Annotated in this window: 24 protein-coding genes; 4 read left to right on the top strand and 20 right to left on the bottom strand. The window is 52.4% G+C overall.

The genetic code is table 11. The features are described from left to right. Positions 1–84 precede the first annotated feature (84 nt). The 5 genes from LX87_RS03795 to ruvX form a co-directional block, all read right to left on the bottom strand. Positions 85–1,302: a pyridoxal phosphate-dependent aminotransferase gene (locus tag LX87_RS03795; RefSeq protein WP_111626823.1), complete on the bottom strand. Its 1,218-nt coding sequence runs from the start codon at positions 1,300–1,302 to the stop codon at positions 85–87. Positions 1,303–1,436: 134 nt separating this feature from the next. After that, positions 1,437–2,207 (bottom strand): amidohydrolase, encoded by a 771-nt coding sequence (locus LX87_RS03790; RefSeq protein WP_111627471.1) that lies wholly within the window; start codon positions 2,205–2,207, stop codon positions 1,437–1,439. A 45-nt stretch (positions 2,208–2,252) separates the two neighbouring features. After that, positions 2,253–2,819: a peptide deformylase gene (gene def, locus LX87_RS03785; RefSeq protein ID WP_111626822.1), complete on the bottom strand. Its 567-nt coding sequence runs from the start codon at positions 2,817–2,819 to the stop codon at positions 2,253–2,255. Between the two features lie 11 nt (positions 2,820–2,830). After that, the gene (def, locus tag LX87_RS03780) at positions 2,831–3,403 is read right to left on the bottom strand and encodes a peptide deformylase (protein WP_111626821.1); all 573 of its coding nucleotides are present in this window, start codon (positions 3,401–3,403) and stop codon (positions 2,831–2,833) included. Further along, positions 3,403–3,816 carry a Holliday junction resolvase RuvX gene (gene ruvX / locus LX87_RS03775; RefSeq protein ID WP_111627470.1) on the bottom strand — a complete coding sequence of 138 codons (414 nt, stop codon included), beginning with the start codon at positions 3,814–3,816 and terminating at the stop codon, positions 3,403–3,405. Before ruvX ends, def (LX87_RS03780) begins: the two co-directional genes overlap by 1 nt. Before the next feature lie 85 nt (positions 3,817–3,901). Here ruvX and LX87_RS03770 point away from each other — a divergent pair, with 85 nt between their 5' ends. After that, a complete protein-coding gene (locus LX87_RS03770; protein ID WP_111626820.1) occupies positions 3,902–4,399 on the top strand; it encodes an NUDIX domain-containing protein in 498 nt (165 codons plus the stop codon). Positions 4,400–4,451: 52 nt separating this feature from the next. On the opposite strand, the gene LX87_RS03765 is transcribed toward LX87_RS03770, so the two are convergent. The 3 genes from LX87_RS03765 to LX87_RS03755 all read right to left on the bottom strand — a co-directional run bounded on the left by LX87_RS03765 (position 4,452) and on the right by LX87_RS03755 (position 6,394). Then, complete coding sequence (locus LX87_RS03765; RefSeq protein ID WP_111626819.1) at positions 4,452–4,829, bottom strand: VOC family protein; 378 nt, start codon at positions 4,827–4,829, stop codon at positions 4,452–4,454. A gap of 12 nt (positions 4,830–4,841) precedes the next feature. Beyond that, the gene (locus LX87_RS03760) at positions 4,842–5,297 is read right to left on the bottom strand and encodes a GyrI-like domain-containing protein (protein WP_111626818.1); all 456 of its coding nucleotides are present in this window, start codon (positions 5,295–5,297) and stop codon (positions 4,842–4,844) included. A gap of 125 nt (positions 5,298–5,422) precedes the next feature. Next, entirely contained in the window at positions 5,423–6,394 is a 972-nt protein-coding gene (locus LX87_RS03755; RefSeq protein ID WP_111626817.1) for a helix-turn-helix transcriptional regulator, read from the bottom strand. Between the two features lie 174 nt (positions 6,395–6,568). Between LX87_RS03755 and LX87_RS03750 the strand changes: the two genes are divergently transcribed. After that, complete coding sequence (locus tag LX87_RS03750; RefSeq protein ID WP_111626816.1) at positions 6,569–7,702, top strand: hypothetical protein; 1,134 nt, start codon at positions 6,569–6,571, stop codon at positions 7,700–7,702. Positions 7,703–7,782: 80 nt separating this feature from the next. Here the strand turns inward: LX87_RS03750 and LX87_RS03745 are convergent, their stop codons facing one another. Then, positions 7,783–8,823: an endo-1,4-beta-xylanase gene (locus LX87_RS03745; protein WP_111626815.1), complete on the bottom strand. Its 1,041-nt coding sequence runs from the start codon at positions 8,821–8,823 to the stop codon at positions 7,783–7,785. Between the two features lie 168 nt (positions 8,824–8,991). On the opposite strand from LX87_RS03745, the gene LX87_RS03740 reads away from it, so the two are divergent. Both LX87_RS03740 and LX87_RS03735 read left to right on the top strand, forming a co-directional pair. Then, positions 8,992–9,261: an ArsR/SmtB family transcription factor gene (locus tag LX87_RS03740; RefSeq protein ID WP_111626814.1), complete on the top strand. Its 270-nt coding sequence runs from the start codon at positions 8,992–8,994 to the stop codon at positions 9,259–9,261. Positions 9,262–9,346: 85 nt separating this feature from the next. After that, complete coding sequence (locus LX87_RS03735) at positions 9,347–10,438, top strand: alkene reductase (protein WP_111626813.1); 1,092 nt, start codon at positions 9,347–9,349, stop codon at positions 10,436–10,438. A 61-nt stretch (positions 10,439–10,499) separates the two neighbouring features. Here the strand turns inward: LX87_RS03735 and LX87_RS03730 are convergent, their stop codons facing one another. From LX87_RS03730 to LX87_RS03680, 11 genes are all read right to left on the bottom strand, one after another. After that, positions 10,500–11,804, bottom strand: a complete 1,305-nt coding sequence (locus tag LX87_RS03730) for a glucuronyl esterase domain-containing protein (protein ID WP_111626812.1) — start codon at positions 11,802–11,804, stop codon at positions 10,500–10,502. Between the two features lie 86 nt (positions 11,805–11,890). Beyond that, positions 11,891–12,169 (bottom strand): hypothetical protein, encoded by a 279-nt coding sequence (locus LX87_RS03725; RefSeq protein WP_111626811.1) that lies wholly within the window; start codon positions 12,167–12,169, stop codon positions 11,891–11,893. Between the two features lie 76 nt (positions 12,170–12,245). Then, complete coding sequence (locus tag LX87_RS03720) at positions 12,246–12,791, bottom strand: hypothetical protein (RefSeq protein WP_146624421.1); 546 nt, start codon at positions 12,789–12,791, stop codon at positions 12,246–12,248. Positions 12,792–12,907: 116 nt separating this feature from the next. Continuing rightward, complete coding sequence (locus LX87_RS03715) at positions 12,908–14,203, bottom strand: hypothetical protein (protein WP_111626809.1); 1,296 nt, start codon at positions 14,201–14,203, stop codon at positions 12,908–12,910. Further along, positions 14,190–14,741, bottom strand: a complete 552-nt coding sequence (locus tag LX87_RS03710; RefSeq protein ID WP_111626808.1) for an RNA polymerase sigma factor — start codon at positions 14,739–14,741, stop codon at positions 14,190–14,192. The genes LX87_RS03715 and LX87_RS03710 overlap by 14 nt, the downstream gene beginning before the upstream one ends. 76 nt (positions 14,742–14,817) lie before the next feature. Beyond that, a complete protein-coding gene (locus LX87_RS03705; RefSeq protein WP_111626807.1) occupies positions 14,818–16,077 on the bottom strand; it encodes an Ig-like domain-containing protein in 1,260 nt (419 codons plus the stop codon). Between the two features lie 66 nt (positions 16,078–16,143). Further along, complete coding sequence (locus tag LX87_RS03700; protein ID WP_111626806.1) at positions 16,144–18,042, bottom strand: YgiQ family radical SAM protein; 1,899 nt, start codon at positions 18,040–18,042, stop codon at positions 16,144–16,146. Between the two features lie 160 nt (positions 18,043–18,202). Next, positions 18,203–19,918 (bottom strand): GMC oxidoreductase, encoded by a 1,716-nt coding sequence (locus LX87_RS03695; RefSeq protein WP_111626805.1) that lies wholly within the window; start codon positions 19,916–19,918, stop codon positions 18,203–18,205. A gap of 73 nt (positions 19,919–19,991) precedes the next feature. Further along, positions 19,992–20,582: a gluconate 2-dehydrogenase subunit 3 family protein gene (locus LX87_RS03690; protein ID WP_229310536.1), complete on the bottom strand. Its 591-nt coding sequence runs from the start codon at positions 20,580–20,582 to the stop codon at positions 19,992–19,994. A 316-nt stretch (positions 20,583–20,898) separates the two neighbouring features. Beyond that, complete coding sequence (locus LX87_RS03685; protein WP_111626803.1) at positions 20,899–21,339, bottom strand: hypothetical protein; 441 nt, start codon at positions 21,337–21,339, stop codon at positions 20,899–20,901. A 95-nt stretch (positions 21,340–21,434) separates the two neighbouring features. Further along, entirely contained in the window at positions 21,435–22,337 is a 903-nt protein-coding gene (locus tag LX87_RS03680; protein ID WP_111626802.1) for an SDR family oxidoreductase, read from the bottom strand. Positions 22,338–22,345: the final 8 nt, after the last annotated feature.

Genomic DNA, 22,345 nt, shown 5'->3' with positions numbered 1-22,345 from the left:
AAGCGGTTAGACAGGAGACAAAAGAGTAAACTACTTAATAACGCTTTTATCCCGTTTCTCTTGTCCAACGTCTTTCTTCTGCTATTACTTTAACGTAGCCACGGCCTCTTTGATCCGCTGAACGGCTTCGGTCAGCGACTCATCCGATGCCGCCGTCGAAATCCGCAACCCGTAGGGAGCCCCAAAGCCCGAACCGGCTACTGTGGCCACATACGCTTTGTTGAGCAGCCAGAGCGCGAAATCGTCGGAGTTGTTGATCGTCGTTTCGCCGTCCGATTTGCCATAATAATAGCTAATATCCGGAAATGCGTAGAAAGCCCCTTCCGGAACATTCACCTTGAAACCGGGGATTTCTTTCAATAGCTTCACCACTAAATCCCGGCGACGCTCGTACGCCTGTGCCATTTCCTTAGTGGGTTCGGTGGGACCGTTCAGGGCGGCAATCGTGGCCCGCTGTGCAATGGAGTTAGTACCAGATGTTACCTGACCCTGCAATTTCTCAACACCGTCGGCAATCCATTTGGCGGCACCGATGTATCCAATCCGCCAGCCGGTCATGGCAAATCCTTTGGCAACCCCGTTAACGGTAATCACGCGATCTTTGATTTCCGGAATGGAACCGATGCTGAAGTGGCCGTTGGGCGTAAAGTTGATGTGTTCGTAGATTTCGTCGGCCAGCACAAACACGTTTTCGTGCCGGGCAATCACGTCGGCAATCGCCCGCAGTTCGGCTTCGCTATACACTGAGCCCGTCGGGTTGTTCGGCGACGCGTACATCACAATTTTGGTGCGGTCGGTAATGGCGGCTTCCAATTGCTCCGCCGTTACTTTGAAATTATTTTCAAACGCACCATCGAGAACAACGGATTTTCCTTCGGCCAGTTTCACCATTTCGGAATAGCTCACCCAGTACGGTGCCAGAATGACCACTTCATCGCCGGGGTTAACCAGCACCTGAATGACGTTTGCCAGCGAGTGTTTGGCACCCGTCGAAACCACGATGTTTTCCGGCTTCCAGTCGATGTTGTTCTCCCGTTTAAACTTATCTGCAATGGCTTTCCGCAGATCGGCATAACCCGCTACGGGCGAATAGCCGTGGTATCCTTCGTCAATAGCTTGCTTGGCGGCTTCGCAAATGTGTTTCGGCGTCTTGAAATCAGGCTCGCCGACGCTGAGACTGATTACTTTATGGCCCTGAGCGGCCAGTTCGCGGGCTTTCTTGGTCATCGCCAGTGTCGATGATTCCTCCAGCGCGATAATGCGGTCTGCCAATAAACTGGCAGTTTCTACCGATGCAGACATGAGAGTATAATGAGATTAATTCAAGAACCGGGTTCTTTAACCCAACTGCAAAATTACTAACTATCCAACGATAAGTGCGTATAATTTAATTTTTTATACCAGCGGCAGGAAAAAAGAATGAAAACAACCGTTTTTCAGCCAATTAATTGAAATTCATCGGCGTCGCGGTTGGCGGGAAACCGTTCACGGTAAGTGCGTAATTCGTCCAGGGATAAGGTGGTCTGGTAAACCGTTTCGGTCTGGCTCTGCCGGAACAGCACCTCCCCTTTTGGATCAATCAGGGATGAATCGCCCGCGTAGGGATGGCCGTTGCCGTCTACACCCACCCGGTTGACACCGGCCACGTACGACAGATTCTCAATGGCGCGGGCCTGTAGCAGCGCATTCCAGGCCAGACTGCGGGGCGCGGGCCAGTTGGCGACGTAAAGAAGAAGATCATACTCCAGGCCGACATTTCGGCTCCAGACCGGAAAACGCAGGTCGTAGCAGATAAGCGGGCAGATATTCCAGCCTTTCCAGGATTTTATGAGCCGCTTCGAGCCGCCCGTGTACGTAAGCTCCTCTCCCGCCATCCGGAACAAATGCCGTTTGTCGTAGACATCGAACATGCCATCGGGCTGCATCCAGATCAGCCGGTTGTAAAACTGGCTATTTTCCTGCACAATGTAGCTACCCGTTACCACGGCACCGGTTTGGGCCGCCATCTGTCTGAGCCAGCGGAACGTGGTCAGGTTCATGGGTTCGGCCAGCGAACGGGCGTTCATCGTAAACCCCGTTGTAAACATTTCCGGCAGGACAATCAGATCGGTCGGTTCGGGCAAGGCGAAGATTTTCTCTTCCAGCATCGCGCGATTGGCCGTTGGATTTTCCCAGTAAAGTTCGGTTTGAAGGAGAGTTAGGCGCAGCATGGAACAGCGGAAGGAAAGGAAGAAAGCGGATTCTCACCCGGGCTACTTCACAAACTTCATTTTATAATTCACTCGTACATTTCCCTTCGTGATATCGGACAGTTTTTTCTTCAGCAACTGGCGTTTCAGCGGGGGCAGATAATCCGTAAATAGTTTCCCTTCCAGGTGGTCGTATTCGTGCTGAACGACGGAAGCGGCCCGGTCCTCGTATTCGTCGATGTGCTCGTTCCAGTCGGTGTCAAAATACCGGATTTTAACGCTGACAGGCCGGAAAATGCGGGCTGTGAAGCCGGGCATACTCAGGCAGCCCTCTTCAAAAAGCCCTTCATCTTCGTCCGTTTCCAGCATTTGGGGATTGATGAATACCTTTCCGACTGGTGGCCGGGGCGTTTCTTCCTCGTCATCGTCGTCCTGCAACGCCCGCGCATCCACAACAAAAAGCCGAACCGCCTGCCCAATCTGCGGAGCGGCCAGCCCGGCCCCCGGGATAGCAAACAGGGTTTCCAGCATATCGGCGCTCAGCTTCTTAACGTCCAGGGTATCTTTCTGGATGTCCTCGGCCCGTTTTCGCAGAATCGGATCACCGTATGCCACAATCGGATAGATCATTTCCCTTCGATTTATTTCGGAAACTTCATTCGGTAATCCGCTTTCACATTCCCCTTCGTGATGTCGGACAGCCTTTTCCGGATCAACTGGCGTTTCAGCGGAGGCAGGTAATCGGTAAACAGCTTGCCTTCCAGGTGGTCGTATTCGTGCTGGATGATGCGGGCGGCCATGCCGTCGTACTCTTCCACGTGTTCGTTCCAGTCGGTATCGAAATATTGAATTTTGACGATTTCGGGCCGGAATACTTCACCCCGGATTTGCGGAATACTCAGACAGCCTTCCTCAAAGCCCCATTCTTCGCCGTTTTCTTCCAGAACCTGCGGATTGATAAATACCTTCTTGAAGCCGTCCAGGCTGGGGTCCTTGTCTTCTTCCGGTTCGTCTTCGTTGAGGGCCGTGCCGTCAACCACAAACATCCGGATGCTCTTGCCAATCTGGGGAGCCGCCAGCCCGATGCCCGATGCGTTGTACATCGTTTCGAACATATCTTCACTTAATTTTTTCACATCGATGCTTCCTTTCTCGATGTCCTGCGCCCGTTTCCGCAAAACGGAGTCGCCATAGGCAATTATTGGAAATATCATTACCGTCTGGATTCCATATAAGATTGTAAAATAATCACTGCGCTCACTTTGTCGATGTTCCCTTTCTCCCGCCGATCCTTCTTTTTAGTCCCGCCCGCGATCATCGCCTGTAGCGCCATGGCCGACGTAAACCGTTCGTCGTGCCAGTGTACCGGAATGTCCGGAAAAGCCGTTTTCAGTTTCCCCACAAACGCTTTCACCCGGGGTGTATTGTCGGTATCAGAACCATCCAGTCGGGTGGGCATCCCCACCACAAAGGCTTCTACCGGTTCGCTCGCGATATACCGCTTCAGGTAATCCAGCAACTGGAACGTCGGAACCGTCTCCAGCGCCGTGGCAATAATCTGTAACGGATCCGTAACGGCCAAACCGGTGCGCTTTGTTCCGTAGTCGATGGCCAGTAGTCTCGGCAAAGTAACATTCGTTAAATGAGTTGCAAATATACGGAAATCCAAACGGGGCTGTTTATATTGACCCGAAATCCTTGATTCCTCGCCCATGACCAAAATGGCTTTTTGCCCCCAATGTGCCAGTTCGCTGATCCCGGGTGTTGCGGGAGGCCGCGAGCGGCTGATCTGTTCGGCGGCTTGTGGTTATATCTTCTGGAACAACCCGCTGCCTGTAGTCGGCGCGATTGTCGAGTACGAAAACGACACGGTTATTCTGATCCAGAACCGGGGCTGGCCCGCCAACTGGTTTGGCCTGGTAACAGGTTTTCTGGAACCGGGCGAGGAACCGGATCGGGCGGTTTTGCGGGAAATCAAGGAAGAAATCGGGCTGGAAGCCGAGATTGTCGAACGGCTCGGCGTGTACACGTTCTACCAGCGCAACGAAGTGATCATTGCCTACCACGTCCGGGCGTGGGGAGATATTCAGATCGACGAAGAAGAGCTTCAGGCTTATAAACTCGTGCCCATTAATGAGCTAAAACCGTGGCCATTCGGCACCGGCCCGGCGGTAAAAGACTGGCTGAAGAAGCGATCTCAACTGTCGTGAACTGGGCTTACGCGGATTAAACCGGGCCGATTTAATCCGCGTAAGCCCAGGTTCAGGACGGGTTAGCATACGTTACCATATCAATCCCAATCCCGTTTGGGTCCACGATGGCAAAATGGCGGTCGCCCCAGGGTTCGTCGCGAAGTTCAATTTCAATCGGAACGTTCAGCGACCGGATGCGTTGGTATTCGGCGTCTACATCGCCTACTTCAATCGTTAGGTAAACGCCTTCGCCCGCAAACGGTTTCTGGAAAACGGGCCGCTGCGATGGGTGATTCGGCAGCAGAAAGCTTAGTTCGGCCTGTTGATTGGGTGTGTGCAGCAACAGGTAAAAGTCGTTCTCGAATGTGATGCCGAAGTTCAGTACGGTTTGGTAAAACGCTTTGGTTTCGGCCAGCTTATCGGTAATAATGCCTGCGTTGAGTTTCATGATGGAGTAGTTTTAAATAATTTGAACCTGAATTTCTGTTACATTATTAGCCGGATTCTCAAAATCCATATTGATGTAAACCTCCCGGCTCCGTGCGCCCTGCTGATACCCTTCCTGCATCAATCGGCTTCGCAACGAAGGGTAAACGATAGCCAGCCCATCCCAGGGACCCGTATGCTCAACCGAAGCACAGGAAAAAGCCGCTACGGTCTTAAACGCGAGAGTATCTGCCGGTTCGCCCTGAGCCGAATGAATTGGCAAGAGAATATCCAGTTGAAAAACGGTTTCCGGTTTTCCATCAACGCCGTCGTACTGCCAGATGATGGGACCGGTAATTTCGAGATCGAGCCGGACGGCTTCGCGGTATAATTGCCGTGCCACCGTTCGAACAAACGCGTTCAATTCAGGGAGGGTGGTCCGGGTTGAAAAGGCCAGTGTGGTGAGTGATGGGGCTTTTTTAAGCTGCATAGCGAATGGTGTTTTGGTGAACAATCGCCCAAAATAAACACCCGGTTATGACAGCGGTATGTCAGTAGGTTTAACCGTTCTGAACACGAATTACGCAGCGTAAAAGAGTGTAACCGCCATTTGGGTTAATCCTTCAAGCCGTGGACGCCGAGTTCAGAAATATAATGCTCCTGCACCTCCAGCGCCAGTTCCCGCATGATCTGCTTCAGTGACTCCGGTTTTTCGACCCGAACCTGATTCCCAAACATCAGTAGCCACCGCCCCACCCCTTTGGGATACTGCGTCATAAATTTCATCTGAACCCCGCCATCCACCTGTTCTTCCGACACATACCCGTAGCAGTATTTCATTTCCTGAATGTGCCGCACTACGTTTTTCGTAAAAAAGATGACTACTTCTTCCAGGTTCTGATTCTGCTGAATCTGTTCGAGGTAAGCCGGTAAGGAAAGCAGATTCTGGCTGGAATACGTCTGCCCGGTATGGTCCAGCTTCCGGATTCGGTCCACCCGGAAATCGCGATAATCCTGCCGAAGCCGACAAAAAGCAATCAGGTGCCAGCCCGAACCGTAGTGATACAGACCCACCGGTTCCACTTCCCGAAGCGTGGTTTCCTCCTTATAAGCCGACCGGTAATCCAGTTGCAGCACCTGCCGCATGCTAATCGCTCGCTGGATATCCGCCAGCAACATATCCGAAAATGGGGGCGTGGTGGCGCGTTTCTGCACGTAAACGCGCGGTTCCAGATCGTCCAGGTGCTCCTGATCCGTCCGTTTCAGCACGGATTTTATTTTGTACAAAGCCGAGTCGAATTGCGTCCGGATCGATTCATCAGCGAAGGTTTCAATCACTTTCGCTCCGAACAGCAACGCCGTGGCCTCTTCACGGGTCAGCATTACCGGCGGCAGGTGATAATCTTCCAGAAAATACCCAATTCCGGCTTCGGCTCCGATCGGCACCCCCGCTTCTTCCAGCGACCGGATGTCGCGGTAAATCGTCCGCAGGCTGGTTCCAAACCGTTTGGCCAGTTCCTGCGCCTTCACTACGCGCTTGGTTTGGAGATGAATCAGAATAGCGGTCAGTCGGTCGATGCGGTTCATGGTGGAGGAGCGATTTTCCACAAAAATAACCAGCCGACCGGGTTCGGGTAAAGATTTTTTTCGAATCGAATGGGGGTAAGTCGTGGTACGGTGGTCATACGATCAGTTGGGGCAACCAATTGCTCCGTTCATCTAAAACCATACAACCGTCCATCAGTAAACACCTATACGGTCATGAAAAAAATCTTGTCTCTTGCTATCTCTCTTTTTTGGGTCACGACTTCTTCCTTTTCGCAGGACACCGATGAGCAGCGGAATCAATTGAACGAAGCGCGGCAAAACCGGTATCCCATCCGGCCTGTCCAGATCGGCTTTGTTCCGCCCCTGAGTACCAACGGCATGGATAACGGTATTGTCAGCAACCGGCTGTCGCTCAACCTTCTGGGTGGTTTTTCCGCGGCACTGGACGGCGCTGAGTTCAGCGGCTTGTTTAGTCTGGAAAAAGATTATGTAAGAGGTGCGCAGTTCTCGGGCATTTTAAACGGGGTTGGGAATGAAGTTGACGGAGCCCAATATGGCGGAATTACCAACGTTGCCGGTGGCCCGCTTTACGGCGCCCAGTTTGCCGGAATTGCCAATATTGTCGGTAAAAATGTGAAAGGCGCCCAGTTTGCCGGAATTGCCAACATTGCCGGGGAAAATGTCCGAGGTGCCCAGGTTGGTGGAATTGCCAACGTTGCCGAGTCGGTAGACGGTGTTCAGATTGCGGGAATTGCCAACGTTGCCAAGCGGGTCAAAGGCACCCAGATTGGTCTGATCAACATTGCCGAAACCGTCGATGGCGCGCAGATCGGTCTGCTGAGTTTGTCCAAAAACGGCTACCACCGCTTCGAAGTCTGGGCGGGCGACGCGCTTCACGCCAGTATTGGCTACAAAATGGGCGGAAACCGGAAGTTTTACAACATTTTTACCGTCGGAGCCGCCTGGCCCACCGGCGATAATGTCCGCTGGGGCAGCATCCGCTGGGGATACGGCTACGGGCTCGGTACCAACCAACCGATGGGGAAACGCAACCAGATCAGTATCGAAGCCATTTCCTACCAGATTCAGGAAGAAGGTAATTACTGGGACGAACTCAATATGCTGAATCAGGCGCGGGTAAGCTTTATTTTCCCGCTACGCAACCGCCTGGCCCTGACCGTCACCCCCACCTTCAACGTACAGGTAACGAAATTTGAAACCGGCGAAGGCGTCGGTACGGAGTGGGTAAAGTGGTCCGTTTACGACCGGACGTTTGCCCGTCGGTGGGACGATGAGCAGGTTCGGGTACGGATGTGGCCGGGCCTGAACGTCGGGATTCAATTTTAACACGGACTGTTGTAGCAAACCAGACCCACCAGTAGGGTTTTATCCGATCGGTTGAAAGCAGCAGACTTTCAACCGATTTTTTATTTTAAACCCTCTAGGATACCGTCGTAAGCCGGTTTTTTGGCATACTGCTTGTCGAATGGCAGCGGAAAATCCTGGCATTTGCAGAAATTTGGAATCCAGCTATCGCCGTCACCGATGTTCCAGATGGTGATTCCGTGCTGCTGCTCTTTCGGCACGACGGTTTTGTACATCCGCACAATCGACGCAAATTTCTGTTTTTGCTGCTGCCAGAGGGCGTCGGTGGGCACTAGGTCCGGTTTTTTATCTGGATTGATGCGGATATCCAGTTCTGAAATATGCACCAGCAAGCCGGTATTGACGGTCTGCCGAAGGGTGTTTTCAATCTGGCGGTCCGGGTGCCGGATGTTGGTGTGCATCTGTAAACCAATCCCGTCAATGGGAATACCGCGCCGTTTGAAATCGGCCACCATGTCCAGCATTGCCGTCAGTTTTCCCGGGCTACTCTCCTGCCCGTAATCGTTGTAAAACAGCTTTACGTCCGGGTCAGCTTCGCGAGCGTACCGGAAACAACGGGCGATATAATCCGGCCCCAGGTGCTCCAGCCAGATGGTTTTTCGCAAACTTCCATCCTCTTCAAAGGCTTCATTCACCACGTCCCAGGCCGCAATCCGGCCTTTGTAATGGCCGACAACGGTTTGAATATGTTCTTTGATCAATTGCTCCCAGGCCGTTGAATCACCCTGAAACTCCCGCACCCATTTTGGAACCGCCTGATGCCAGAGCAGGGTATGCCCGTGCAGCCGCTGCCCATTGCGCTGGGCAAATGCCATTAACGCATCACCGCCCGACCAGTCATAACGGTTTTGCTCCGGATGAATATGGTGCATTTTAAGATGGTTTTCAGCCGTTACGCTGCTAAATTCCCGTTCGGCAATCCGGCCATACAAGGCGTTGTTCAATAGTTTCGGATTGAGAGCTGCCCCCAGCGGAAACGAAGCAACCGACTTTAAAGTAACCGCTTCCTTCGAAACCGTTTGGGCATGATTCGTCTGAGCCATAGCCAGCAACATCATGAATAAAAATAGAAACCGTATCATGATAACCTATCTAATTCTTAACTACTTATCGTAAATTCGCTGGACTATTTGAAGAAAGTTACCCATTTTTACAACATCGTGAACGTACTTGCGCAGCGTGTTGTACTAATATAAAGCAAACACACGCATTTATGTTCTGTTTAAACGGACTTTGTGTTCCCCAAACTGATGGATTGCAAATTTATTGAAAAAGCCTCCGGTGCCATTGCTGATAAATATCGGTTACAAATTTTACTGGCTCTTTCTGAAAAAGGCAGTTTGAACAATTCGGATATTCAGCAAATGACCGGACTGTCACAACCATGCGTTTCTCATCACGTCAAAACCTTGATTGACAGCGGTTTAGTAAACTCTCAAAAGGAAGGACGGAATCAGAACCTAAGTTTAAATAAAGAAGGATTGAAGGACTTGTCAGGCTTCCTCGATAAGCTGACTTAAAAAATTTGCCCCTAAACATCCAAACTTTTAAATATATAGATGTGTTATACCGCCGAACCAAGACTAACAAGACTAAAAAACAACAATGAGTAATCTACTGTTTTCACCAGCTCAACTCGGCTCGATAACACTGACCAACCGCATTGCCATGGCTCCGATGACCCGCAGCCGGGCTTACGACAACCTCCCCAACGACCTGATTGCTAAGTACTACGCTCAACGGGCGTCGGCTGGCCTGATCATTACCGAAGGCGTGGCACCCTCGCCCAACGGCCTGGGATACGCCCGGATTCCTGGACTTTTCAGCGCCGAACAAATCGCGGGCTGGAAAACCGTAACACAGGCCATTCATGAAAAAGGCGGCCATGCTTTCGTGCAGTTGATGCACACCGGCCGTATTGGTCACCCCCTGAATTTACCCGCCGGTGCGGAAGTCGTGGCCCCCTCAGCCATACCGGCCAAAGGCCCCATGTGGACGGATCAGGAAGGTTTGAAAGAGAATGCCGTTCCCCGCGAAATGAGCACGGCTGACGTAAAACAGGCGATTCAGGAATTTGTACAGGCCGCCAAAAATGCCGTAGAAGCGGGATTTGACGGCGTTGAACTGCACAGTGCCAACGGCTATCTGCTCGACCAGTTCCTTAATCCCCACAGCAACCAGCGTACGGACGAATACGGCGGCACCGTCGAAAACCGGACTCGCTTTTTATTGGAAATTGCGGAGCAGACGGCCCAGGCCATCGGAAAAGAGCGCGTTGGCGTTCGGTTTTCGCCCTACAACGTCTTCAACGACATGGCCGTTTATCCCGAAATTCCGGAAACCTATACGTATCTCGCCGAAAAGCTGAACGACCTCGGCATCGCTTATCTCCATTTGATCGATACGGCGGCTCCGGATGGTGCCGAAACGACCCGTCCCCTGATCAAAACTATTCGGGAGAAATTCAGCAATACATTGATTCTGAACAATAAATATACCGTAGACCGGGCTGAAGAAGACCTGCAAAGCGGTCTGGCCGATCTGATTGCGTTTGGCGCTCCTTTTATTGCCAACCCCGATCTGGTCGAACGGCTGAGCACGGGCGCGGAACTAGCCCAATTTGACGCTGCCACGCTGTACGCCGGTGGTGAAAAAGGTTTCGCTGATTACCCGGCGCTGGCTGAAGCAACCGCTTAAGTGGGAAGTGAATAAAAAGTGAGGTAAGAGAGCAGAACCATACAGGTGACCATCTCTTGTCTCACTTTCCCTTTTTATCTTCTCTTTTAACGTGCCTGTCGGCCCACGCAATAAACTGCTCCCAGTCATAGCGCTTCACGTCGTGCTCCCCCGCGCGAATGTGGTACCGGACGGTTTCGCCAACGGGTTGGTGAATATCCGGCCAGGTATCTGTACCGATGCCTTTTTTTCCGTAGAGCTGATACACCGGATCGGTTTGCCGCGCGCTGAGAAACTCCCCTCTGGGGTCGGCCCAGTGGTCTTCCTGCGCACTGGCAACGTAGAGCGGACGCGGAGCAATCAACGCCAGTAACTCATGCTGATCGACCGGCAAGGCCGTGGGCTGGTTGTTGTAGGTACGGTATTTGGGGCAAAACCAGTAAGGAAACGTGGTGTTGAGCCGCTCGATGGTTTCGCCAAAAATCCGTCTCGACGGAGCGGCTCCCCCCTCACCCGAATCATTTGAAATAACGGCGGCAAACCGCTGGTCCTGCGCGCCAGCCCACAAAGCGGCTTTCCCCTGCCGGGAATGCCCGATGGCAATGGCTCGTTTTGCATCAACGGATGAGTCCGTCTCCAGATAATCCAGCATCCGGCTCATTCCCCACGCCCACACGCCAATGGCCTGCCAGCTATCACTCCGTGATTGGGTCGGCGGGTCCAGCACAGACCGGATTCCGTTTTTCCACCCCTCTGCATGGTCCGGTTCCAGATCACCGTAGTGGGCCGTTGCGACACTGTACCCACTGGCTATAATCAGTTCGAGCGGCCAGCGTGATTGCTGAACACCCCGGGCGGCTTCAGTAGCCCGGTTGTTCACCACTTTGCCGTCTTTCCGATCCGGCAACCAGCTTTTGGCCAGCGCAATACCGGGTTCGGTACTGACGCTGTGGTTGCCCATGTAATTAAGCCCCACAAAAACCGGCGTTCGTCCAGAACCGTTTTTGGGTGTATAGAGCAGAATGTCCAGCGAAGGCAAATTGGGGTACTCCGTCCAGACAACAGAAATCTGTTTGCGAATGGCCGTTCCGTTCAGGGCCGATGAATCGACCGACTTCACCACGTAGCGGGTTGCCAGCTGTTGGTTGGGTGTTGTCCCGTACACTTCGCTGGCAAACTGCCGCAGCAGGTCCGGGCGCCGTTCACGTTCCCACTGCCGGGCCGTCGTCACGCGCTTTCCCGTTGAGGTAATCAGCGGGTCGGGCAGCGTATAGGAGGGCACTTTAGCCTCGTCGTAATTGAATCCGGCGGGCCCTTGTCCAGCCGCAACCGATGAATAGAAAAGCAATCCTGAGAGAATAACAAACTTGAAAAGCGGAGTCTGCATGGTGTTGATACCGTTCGTAAAGAACCGGTATACTACAAAGACACAGCCGCCATCGTTTTACTTTGCAGATTGGAAACCGTGGCCAATCATTTTCGGACGGTATCCACCTTCATGGCGCCCCCCCGGCGGAGCGAATCAGTACGTAACTGCTTCGGATCCGGGTCGCCTGTGGGCCGTCGATCGTCGATCTGCCCCCGACGCATCCGGTCCTGCATTCCGGTTTTATCTGTTTTTTGTTTTCGGGTGGTATCCTGCGCAGCAGTAGCTACCGCCGACGGTTTTGTAGCAGACTGATGATCGGAATTGATGCCGGCAACGCTGTAGGCCGAAATACCGATCAGGATGGCAATAAGTAGCTTTTTCATAGGAATAGTGAGAAAAAAAAGCAGATACCTAGCTGATATCTGCTTTTCCTGGATTACCTAACTGATTCTCTATTAATTATTTTAGCGTATCGCGTTGCATTGTCGAGTTCGAATTACCCCGGTTCCGGTTGTTTCTACGGTTTTTCCGGTCATTCGTATTCATGTTCGAATTGCCCGAGTTCATGCTCGGATTCGTTGAATTGTTCAGGGTTGAGTTGCTGTTCGTCGTTCCCTGGCCTGAATCGGTCTGGTTAGACGTTGGGTCAGTCGAACGACGTTCGCGGCTCATCTGGCCCTGATCCTGCGGTATCGTGGTGGTGCCGGTCGTTGGCTGCTGTGTCGTTCCTACGCCTGTTTGCGTCTGCGGATTTGCCGTCGATCCAGTAGGATTTACGGTTCCCAGCGGTGCTTGTCCCTGCGGATAACTTGTTGTATTGGTACTTCCCGTCGTAGACGGTAAGGTAGACTGCGGTGTTGTTGTCTGCGTTTGCGGATTTACCGTCGTGCCAGTACCCATGTTAGATGTTGAACCGGAGGTACCTGTTGTACCGGGTGTTGTCTGCGCTTTTGCGTTGAAGGCAACCGCCACTAACAGAGCCCCCATCATTACTATCTTTTTCATCGTTGAGTTTGTTTTATGATGGTTGTTATAATTGAACCAATTACTAACAATAACTCCCCGACTTCTGAAGTTGTTTAAGAAAATTTATATTTTTTAAATAAATCAGGTAAAAAAAATCATATACTCGGTTGCCAGTGCAGTCCGATAACCAAGCCGTAACTGTAAGGCCGGACGCTGAAACACCGCGAATTATCGCTGATGGAGCGCAGATTATAAACAATACCCGGTTCAACCTGTAGCCGCACCTGTTGGGTCAATTGACGCTCGATCCCGTAAGAAGCCTGTGCTATGGGCTGCCAGTTTTGCCGGGAACGTCCACTGATTAAAAAGCCCAGACTACCGCCAGCCGCCAGATAATGCCGCAAACCGGCCTTCCCCGGATTTAACTGCAACCGGCCTTCCGCGCTTATGGCGGCATACTGCCAGGTGGTTTTGACCTGATGCTCCTGCGACCGGTATAAGGGCGTTACCTTCATCGTTTGCGGATCAATCCATTCCACTTTTGACGAATCGGAGCGCAGAGCGCGGGCCGTGTACGTCAATTGCTGCTGCAACTGCTGATAGACCACCCCGACCCGCAGCCCAAACGTGCGGCTGAGTGCCCACTCGGCTCCGGCCTGCACCCGCCAACCCGTTCGGGCCGATAGCGCGGTTGCCGGGCGGATTTTCTCCATTACGATCTCATCCTGCCGCGAAGGGGTCAGTTGCCGGAATGTATAAAGCGGCATTACGCTGGTGAAAAAGGATGGCTTGATTCCTGGCCGGTCGGGTTCAACAGTTGGTGTGTGGTCCGTTGATGATATTCGAACGTTTGGCAAAGCTGCCATGAGCAATGGAGCGTGGACGGGTCTAGCAACAATGGGCCCGAAGTCTGGCTGTGCCCAGGTCCGCTCCGGTTCTGAAATCGGGTGTGCGGTTGAAGACAGAGCCGACACTATATTTTCCCCGGCGGGAATATCCGGAATAATTTCCGGTGCCAACAAGCACCGCAAAACCGTCCGCCGGTTCATCGCCACCCGTTGATCAGACGGTTCGCCAACGACTTCCGCCCGCTCCCGGGATAGGCGTTTTTCCGCGGTCAGGGCTGCGGGATCCGTAACCCGGTAAGTAGAAGGAACTTCCGCTGGGTTCGTGTTTTTTGTGGATCGAGCCGAAATTCCGGTCGGCAATTTCGAGCGGTCAGCTGCTGTTGGCAGCAAGTATTGCCAGAGGCTGAACAGTAACAGGGCCAGAATGCCCAACGCAACCAGTCCCGAACCAAGCCGCTTTTTCCAGCGAGCCGATGATTTTCCGGCTGACACCGGTTTTACATGGCTCAGAATGTGTTCCAGCGCGTCTTCATCCGGTTCAGACTTGTAGTTTTCGAACCGTTGCCGGAAAAGCCGTTCCCATTCCTCGTCAGTAGTGGCCATAGCTGAAAACGCCCATTTTTTTCAGTTTCTGCTTCAGAACGTCTTTCGCCCGCGCCAGCTGCGACTTTGATGTTCCTTCCGAAATGCCCATCATCCGGGCTATTTCGAGGTGGCTGTAGCCGTCAATGACGTACAGGTTGAACACCATACGGTAGCCATCGGCCAAATCCTGAACGAGCATGAGTAACTCCTCGGTACTGATGCGGGCCAGCAGGTCGGTATGGTCGGTGTTGCTGGTTTCCCAGGCTTCTTCGTAGTCGGTTTCGAATTGTTCGTGGTGGTGCTTGTGGTACCAGTTGATGGCGGTATTCACCATCACCCGTTTCATCCAGTGAATCAGCCGGGCAGGTTGCTCCACGGTATGAATCTGCTGAAAAATGCGAATGAATCCCTCGTGAAACATATCTTCTGCTTCCTGCTGCGAACGGGCATAGCGACGGCACAGGCCCATCATCCGGCCTTTGTGAAGTTCATACAAAGCCGTTTGAGCCCGCCCATCGTGGCGCTGGCATGCCTGCAACAGTTCTATCTCTGACAACGGGTTTCCGAGGAGTCGACGGTAATCTTACGAATTACGTTTTTTTCGTGCAGTGAACAAACTCACCCGTCTGAATTTATTTAATGGATAAATTGACCGTTGCCGACGACTTGTTGCTTTGTATGTCCGTCAGTTCATAGGTAAATTGCAGATTTCCTTTAAAATCCGCAGGTGGCCGGTACAGAATCACCCCGTTGGGTAACACCTGCAAATTAGCCTGAGACGGATTATCGGTAATTACCATCTGCCGCAAAGGAACGCAAACCTGGTCATTTCCAAGGGCGTAGATAAACACCACGCGCCGGTTCGGGGCCGCAGACAGAGCTGCCAACGAAATCTGCCCCTTATCGTTTCGGGCCTGTAGCGCACAGTTGGCTTCCGGACCGCTGATCGAGATTCGGGCGGTGGCCTCCTGACACGCGCCATTGTCGCACCGCTGGTATTTCAACTGATCTTCGCCCTTAAAACCGTTGGCAGGGTAGTAAATCACCGTGTTGTTTCGCACATTCACCGTACCGTTTACAGGGGGCCGGGTGATGGTTATCGGCAAATCAAAGCGGGAACGGCAAAGTTGGTCGTTGCTCAGTACGGGAATGCGCAGCGAGTCGGTGATAAACCACTGCTTCCAGTATACGTCGTCGTCGCGCAGCGTAATCTGGCAATCTTTGTAGGGGTCGCCAACACCAATTTTGACCGGTGCCAGAAACGTGCGGTTTTTATCCGGAAAAACCGCTTTTACTTTATAAAAGAAATAATCGAAACCGTTGAATCCCGCCGAGGGCGTGTAAATAATCTTCCCATTTTCGACGGATAATTTGCCGTGTTCCGGTTGCTGGCCCACTTCCAGACTCGCCAGATCGACCGTAGCATCACAAAAACGGTCGTTTTTCAGCACGTCCATCGTAAGCGCCTGATTCTCCGGCGTTCGGTACCAGTCCGGCAGCGGCCCGGCATTGCAGGGAATCCGGCTGCTGTCGGCGGCCATGTTGATCCGGAACGACCGGGCCAATTTCGACGCGTTGGCGGCACTGACCATAAACTGGTCTTCGCCCACCACAAAGGTAGAATGCGGGGTATAAATCAGCAGTCCGCTCCGGCTAAACGTCGCGTGTCCCAGGCGGGGCGTTTGCGTAATGTGTAGCGTCGTAACGGTATTCAGGCCGGAAATGGATTTCAGATCAATAGCAACCTGCTGATCGGGCAGCGTATAATATTCTATTTCTTCATGATCAACTGGGTCCGGATCGGGCACGGCTTCTTCGGTAATCCGGTCGCAGGAGGCTACGATGCTCCATACCAATACCACAAAAAATGTCCTGCAAAATCTGGCTTTCATTTTACCGTTGTCAAAACCGGCCCTGTACTTTATGACACGGCAGCCGTCAAAAGGGTTGCAACGGCATTACCGGTTTCCCTTCTTTTTACCCGAAAAATTGCGCGAAAACGCCGGTTTACCACCCTTATCCTTTTTGGCACCCAGCAACCGCTCCACCAGATCGGGCCGGTTAAGTTTGTTCAGACGGTTCCTAATCCAGTCTTTGTATTCGGGTTTGTACCAGAAGAAATACCGGTTTTGAGCCTGCTTCTCTTCCCGCGTCTTCGCCGTTTTAACCGGTTTCAGCGTATACGGGTGTACTCCGGAGTAATAAATCACTTCAGCCACGGTCATCGGTGTAGGCGTAAAGTCCTGAACCTGTTCGAGCTGGAAGCCCAGATCTTTGGTTTCGGCGGCCAGGTTAGCCATATCCTGTTCTTCACAACCCGGGTGCGACGAAATGAAGTACGGAATCAGTGGTTGTTTCAGGTTAAACTTCTCCTGAATTTTATCGTATTTCTGTTTAAACAGCTTGAAATACTTGAACGACGGTTTCCGCATAATCCGCAGCGTATCGTCGGAAGTATGCTCTGGCGCAACCTTCAGCCGACCCGATACGTGGCGCGTAACGAGTTGCTCCATGTATTCGTCGTGGTTGCCGTCCTGGTTATTCTTGTTGAAGTCGTCCACCAGCAGATCATACCGGACGCCCGAACCGACAAACGCTTTTTTGATCGCTGGATTTGCATCCACCTTGCGGTAAATTTCGGTCAGCGGTTTGTGTGAGGTATCGAGGTTCGAGCAGATTACCGGGTGAATACAGCTTGGGCTCTGGCAACGGGCGCAGATCGACTCATCTTTGCCCTTCATTTTGTACATATTGGCCGACGGTCCGCCCAAATCCGAGATATACCCCTTAAAGTCGGGGTGCTTCGTGATTTCGTCGACTTCTTTCAGCACCGACTTTTCGCTCCGCGACGCAATAAACTTGCCCTGATGGGCCGAAATTGTGCAGAAGCTGCAACCGCCGAAACAGCCCCGGTGCATATTGACCGAGAACTTAATCATTTCGTAGGCCGGAATCGGTCCACGCTTTTTGTATTTCGGGTGCGGCAGACGGGTATAGGGCAAATCGAACGACTTGTCAATTTCGGCTTCCTCCATCGTTTTAAACGGCGGATTGATCACCAGAACCTGATCGCCCACGTTTTGCACAATCCGGTTGGCCTGCCACTTATTCGACTCTACTTCAACGATTTTGAAGTTAGCCGCGTATTTAATTTTATCGTCCAGACACTCCTCATGACTCGCCAGCGCCACGGTATTCCAGTTGTTGTAGTCCCGCAGTTCGGTGCTGGCGTCGTGCAGAAACGCCACCTGATTGATGTTGCGCATCGACGAAAACGGAACGCCCTGCCGCGCCAGTCTCAGAATCTCGCGCAGGGGCTGCTCACCCATCCCATACACCAGCATATCGGCCTGCGCATCGACCAGAATGGACGGCATCAGCCTGTCCTGCCAGTAGTCGTAATGCGTAACCCGGCGCAACGAAGCCTCAATCCCGCCGAGCAACACCGGCACGTCGGGATACAGTTGTTTCAGAATCTTGGTGTAAACAATTGTCGCGTAGTCGGGCCGGAAACCCGCTTCCCCACCGGGCGTATAGGAGTCATTGGAGCGCAGGCGCTTGTTGGCCGTGTAATGGTTCACCATCGAATCCATACAGCCCGCCGTCACGCCAAAGAAGTATTTCGGTTTTCCGAACTTTTTGAAGTCGCGCAGGTCATCCTTCCAGTTGGGCTGGGCAATGATGGCCACGCGAAAGCCTTCACTTTCCATGATGCGACCAATCACGGCGGTTCCGAAAGCCGGATGGTCTACGTAAGCATCCCCCGACACCAGCACAATATCCACTTCATCCCAACCTCTTTTCTCAACTTCCTGTTTCGTTAGAGGCAACCAGTCGGTAATGGGTCTTTCAATCATGAGTAAGTAACGTATCTTCTCTGATAGAACACCGAATAAAAAAAATAATTCACTTAAAAGAGCTAAGAGTGATGAGTTAAGAATGAAGAGTTACTACTGATTGCGTCAGCCAACCCTTCATTCTTAACTCATCACTCTTAATTCCAAAAGCCGGAACGGCTTACAGGTTCTGACGCTTCATCTCCTGTACGGCGTAGTTGGCCGCACGGGCAGTCATGGCCATGTAGGTCAGCGACGGGTTAACACACGAAGCCGACACCATGAAGCCCCCGTCGGTGTTGAACACGTTCTTCACCGTATGAACCTGATTGAATTTATTCAGAACCGACTGTTTCGGGTCGTTACCCATCCGGATGGTTCCCATCTCGTGGATACCCAGACCCGGCCACGAACCGTTGTCGTTGATCGTCACGTTTTTCAGACCAGCGGCTTCGAGCATTTCGGCTGCGTCGTTACCCATGTCTTTCCGCATCCGCATTTCGTTGTCTTTGAATTCGGCATCGAAACGCAGCACCGCCAACCCGTATTTATCTTTCTTCGACTTGTCGATCACGACTTTGTTTTCGAAATACGGCAGACATTCGCCGAAACCGCCGAGGTTCATCACCCACGGTCCGGGTTTGGTCATTTCTTCCTTAAACGAAGCCCCAAAGCCTTCCGTAGCCGTACCACGGCCCCAGTTCAGGCGGGAAGCCCCACCCTGATAACCGAATCCGCGCAGATAATCGCGTTTTTCCTGACCCGGCAGGTTGCGGAAACGCGGTATGTAAATACCGTTGGCCCGCCGACCGTAGTAGTATTTATCGGTAAAGCCTTCGTACATACCGCTGGCGCCGACCCGGAAATGGTGGTCCATCACATAGTGGCCCAGCACCCCGCTGTCGTTGCCCAAACCGTTCGGAAAACGGTTTGAAATCGAGTTCATCAGGATGTAGGTGGAAGCCATCGACGAGGCACACAGGAAAATGATACGGGCGTTGAACGTCATTTCCTCGTTCGTCAACTGATCGAGCACGCGCACACCCGTCGCTTTTTGTTTTCCTTCGTCGTAAATAATGGACGTTACGATGGAATGCGGACGGAGCGTCAGCCGCTTGGTTTTCATGGCAGCGGGCAACGTAGCCGACTGGGTGCTGAAATACGCGCCGAACGGACAACCCCGGCTACACAGATTCCGGTATTGGCACTGCGCCCGGCCCAAGGCGGTTTGTTCCGCCGTCGGCTTGGTGATGTGAGCCACCCGGCCAATCGTGATCGACCGGTTGAATTTTTTCGCTACGGCCTCTTTGACGTGCTTTTCAAGGCAGTACATATCCATTGGCGGCTGAAACTGGCCGTCGGGTAGCTGTGGCAATCCGTCGCGGGAACCACTAACGCCGATGAATTTCTCGACGTAATCGTACCAGGGCGAAATATCTTTGTAGCGAATCGGCCAGTCGGCACCAACGCCCTCTTTGATGTTGGCTTCAAAATCGAGGTCGCCCAATCGATAGCTCTGACGGCCCCACATCAGCGAACGGCCTCCGGTATGGTAGCCGCGCATCCAGTCGAAGCGTTTATCTTCCAGATACGGGTTTTCCTTGTCGTTCACGAACAGGTAACCGGTTGCTTCCGAGATGGTGTAACCCGTCCGGGCCTGCACAGCCTGTTCTTCGGCAATTTGTGAAGGCACCCGGCCCCGGTGCGGAAACTGCCAGGGATCGGTCATGGCCGTTTTGTAGCCTTCAATGTGTTTAATGTCTTCGCCCCGTTCGAGCATCAGCACTTTCAACCCCTTCTCGGTCAGCTCTTTGGCCGCCCATCCTCCGCTAATACCTGATCCGACCACAATGGCGTCGTAGGTAGTTGCTTTTATGCTATCTATATTAAGATTCATGTTGGTCTGAATGAAATTTTAAAAAGAGAATGAACAATATACCGTGAAGCGGTTCCGTCCTGTTCATTTACAACTAGATGGCCCAGGCTTTCTGGCCGGGCTTCAGATCAATGCACCCCTGAAAGCGCCCCGGCACGGCGACATACTCCAGCGCCTGGGTTGCGCCGATCTGGGAGGTAAAATAACCGTTCAGTGTCAGCGATTTCAGCGTGTTGAAGAACGGTGTATACCGCTGTTCGGCGGGCAGATTGGCCATGGCTTTCCGTTGCTCGGCGGCTTCAGCCTGGAGCTTGGTCATCACTTCGATGCGCTGCTTCTCGTCGAGAGCCACGAAATTTTTGTTATAACTGGCCTGACTCAGTTCATTGGTATGCGCCAACCCGTCCAGAAACAGCTTCTGTTCTTTCTGAGGATAACAGTCTTTCAGAATAATATCAATGATCTCGTTGACTTTAGCAGCCTTGGCACCGGGCGTGTTGGTCGTGGGAATAATGACTTCGGTCATTTCAGCGACCATCGTGTCCTGGTCTGCCGTAAACAACAGAGGCTTTCCGCTAACGGCGCGCTTGGTCGCCGAGGCTTCGAGCGTATCCGCGAGTGCAGGAAGCGATAGGGTGGTCCCCATCAAAGCCGCAACCCGCATCAGGGCATCTCTTCTGTTCATAATGTACTGAGTAAAAGATTAGTGAGATTCAAAAAAGTAACGGAATAATCCATGACAAATATATACAATCCGGCGGCTATTTGTATGGCGACCGGACGGTTTTGTAATAATTAATCCAAGCTAACCAATTCTGAGCAAATCTGCCCAGAATGTTTAATGATCCACTAAAAGCCAGTTATAACCCGCTTTAGGCCATTTCTCTTTGTTAACGGCCAAACGGGCTTACCTATTGGATTGTTCTTTCGAAGAAATCGCCGTCGAAACGGCGATACATGCGGCTGTCGCTTTGGTATAAAAAAGGGCGGCATAACACCGCTTAAATCTGCTTCTTCGAGATCAGTTTGCTGATTGCCGTTCCGTTGATGGAGATGATTTCCTTGGACTGCATGGCCGGTTCGAGATCGACCGCCCGAAAGTGAATGCTGACTCCGCCTTTCGGACGAATCAGAGCCACCAGCCGCCGGTCGCTGCCGGAGCCAACTTCCCGAAACTCTTTGATCGTCGCGTATTTGTAAGCATAGCCTTCTTCCAGATGAGCGGTTTCTGCTTTTTGTCCAAACTTATCGAACGTCAGATAAATGTGCTGATAACCGCCCGACGCCAGACCACCTTCACCAAACCGCACCTGATCACCTTCTTTCAGAACAATGCCGCGCTTTGTCGTTACAGGGCCATACACCCGTTTTCCGGTAGCCGGCAACTGCGCCTGGCTAGTCAGCGATATACCAATCAGAGCAACAAATAAAAGCCATTTCATAAGGGTTCAGGGTTTATAACGTACTCACTTAGGCTGCGGGATCCGGTTTATGAATCGTGGCTACAGCCTCCCAAACCGAATCCCGTACTACTCTTTTATGAAATCTGCGCAGCCAGAACGGCAATGCCTTCTTCAAAACTTTTCGGGTCGTAGCCCAGAACCCGGCGCGGTTTATCTAGCACGAAACCCGTACGCGGGGGCCGCCGGGCCGGTTGCGTAAACGTCGAGGAATCGGCCTGGGTGATGAGCGACTTATCCAGTTGGAAGTAATCGGCGGTTTTGATAGCCATTTCGTAGGGAGTTAGAAAATCTTTCCCGGAAATATTATAAATCCCTTCCGCTTCTTTGTCGGCAATCAGCCAGCAGCCCATAGCCAGGTCTTCGGCCAGCGTTGGAGAGCGCCACTGGTCCGTTACGACCTTGATCGTCTTGCCATCTTCCAGCGATTTTTTTACCCACAGAATAATGTTGGTCCGGCTCATGTCGTGGGCAATGCCGTAGACCAATACCGTCCGGGCAATGGCCCATTTGATCCCTGAATGGATAACGGCTTTTTCGGCGGCATATTTGCTCCAGCCGTAGAAACTGATGGGATTGGCCTCAGCCTCTTCGTCGTACGGACCGGCCGCACCGTCGAAGATGAAATCCGTTGAAACGTGCACCAGAAACGCATCGTTGATCCGGCTCGCTTCCACCAGATACTCCACCGCCGACACATTCTGCGCCCAACACGCATCCTTCTCCGCTTCGCACTGATCCACGTTGGTCATGGCCGCCGTGTGAATAATCACATCCGGTTTCGTCTCCCCCACCACGTCGAGTACCTGTTGCCGGTCGGTAATATCCATCGGCTGATAGGTATAACGCTCCGATGCGGGCAGGCGGTTGGCTCCGCGCGCGGTGGCAATTAACTCCACGTCAGGCTGCTGCGTTAATAGATGAACCAGTTTTTGCCCCAGCAAACCGTTGGAGCCGGTAATCAGAATGCGTTTTTTCATAAGAGTGT

This window comes from Larkinella arboricola (assembly GCF_003259745.1).
Taxonomy (GTDB): domain Bacteria; phylum Bacteroidota; class Bacteroidia; order Cytophagales; family Spirosomataceae; genus Larkinella; species Larkinella arboricola.
The sequence above is the reverse complement of the archived record's forward strand: the minus strand, read 5'-3'. Positions and strand labels throughout refer to the sequence as shown.

What these genes read in the sequence shown, in the direction of transcription:
- LX87_RS03795 (WP_111626823.1), bottom strand. Translation starts at nt 1,302, where the DNA reads ATGTCTGCATCGGTAGAAACTGCCAGTTTATTGGCAGACCGCATTATC.
- def (WP_111626822.1), bottom strand. Translation starts at nt 2,819, where the DNA reads ATGATCTATCCGATTGTGGCATACGGTGATCCGATTCTGCGAAAACGG.
- def (WP_111626821.1), bottom strand. Translation starts at nt 3,403, where the DNA reads ATGATATTTCCAATAATTGCCTATGGCGACTCCGTTTTGCGGAAACGG.
- LX87_RS03770 (WP_111626820.1), top strand. Translation starts at nt 3,902, where the DNA reads ATGACCAAAATGGCTTTTTGCCCCCAATGTGCCAGTTCGCTGATCCCG.
- LX87_RS03765 (WP_111626819.1), bottom strand. Translation starts at nt 4,829, where the DNA reads ATGAAACTCAACGCAGGCATTATTACCGATAAGCTGGCCGAAACCAAA.
- LX87_RS03760 (WP_111626818.1), bottom strand. Translation starts at nt 5,297, where the DNA reads ATGCAGCTTAAAAAAGCCCCATCACTCACCACACTGGCCTTTTCAACC.
- LX87_RS03755 (WP_111626817.1), bottom strand. Translation starts at nt 6,394, where the DNA reads ATGAACCGCATCGACCGACTGACCGCTATTCTGATTCATCTCCAAACC.
- LX87_RS03750 (WP_111626816.1), top strand. Translation starts at nt 6,569, where the DNA reads ATGAAAAAAATCTTGTCTCTTGCTATCTCTCTTTTTTGGGTCACGACT.
- LX87_RS03745 (WP_111626815.1), bottom strand. Translation starts at nt 8,823, where the DNA reads ATGATACGGTTTCTATTTTTATTCATGATGTTGCTGGCTATGGCTCAG.
- LX87_RS03740 (WP_111626814.1), top strand. Translation starts at nt 8,992, where the DNA reads ATGGATTGCAAATTTATTGAAAAAGCCTCCGGTGCCATTGCTGATAAA.
- LX87_RS03735 (WP_111626813.1), top strand. Translation starts at nt 9,347, where the DNA reads ATGAGTAATCTACTGTTTTCACCAGCTCAACTCGGCTCGATAACACTG.
- LX87_RS03730 (WP_111626812.1), bottom strand. Translation starts at nt 11,804, where the DNA reads ATGCAGACTCCGCTTTTCAAGTTTGTTATTCTCTCAGGATTGCTTTTC.
- LX87_RS03725 (WP_111626811.1), bottom strand. Translation starts at nt 12,169, where the DNA reads ATGAAAAAGCTACTTATTGCCATCCTGATCGGTATTTCGGCCTACAGC.
- LX87_RS03720 (WP_146624421.1), bottom strand. Translation starts at nt 12,791, where the DNA reads ATGAAAAAGATAGTAATGATGGGGGCTCTGTTAGTGGCGGTTGCCTTC.
- LX87_RS03715 (WP_111626809.1), bottom strand. Translation starts at nt 14,203, where the DNA reads ATGGCCACTACTGACGAGGAATGGGAACGGCTTTTCCGGCAACGGTTC.
- LX87_RS03705 (WP_111626807.1), bottom strand. Translation starts at nt 16,077, where the DNA reads ATGAAAGCCAGATTTTGCAGGACATTTTTTGTGGTATTGGTATGGAGC.
- LX87_RS03700 (WP_111626806.1), bottom strand. Translation starts at nt 18,042, where the DNA reads ATGATTGAAAGACCCATTACCGACTGGTTGCCTCTAACGAAACAGGAA.
- LX87_RS03695 (WP_111626805.1), bottom strand. Translation starts at nt 19,918, where the DNA reads ATGAATCTTAATATAGATAGCATAAAAGCAACTACCTACGACGCCATT.
- LX87_RS03690 (WP_229310536.1), bottom strand. Translation starts at nt 20,582, where the DNA reads ATGAACAGAAGAGATGCCCTGATGCGGGTTGCGGCTTTGATGGGGACC.
- LX87_RS03685 (WP_111626803.1), bottom strand. Translation starts at nt 21,339, where the DNA reads ATGAAATGGCTTTTATTTGTTGCTCTGATTGGTATATCGCTGACTAGC.
- LX87_RS03680 (WP_111626802.1), bottom strand. Translation starts at nt 22,337, where the DNA reads ATGAAAAAACGCATTCTGATTACCGGCTCCAACGGTTTGCTGGGGCAA.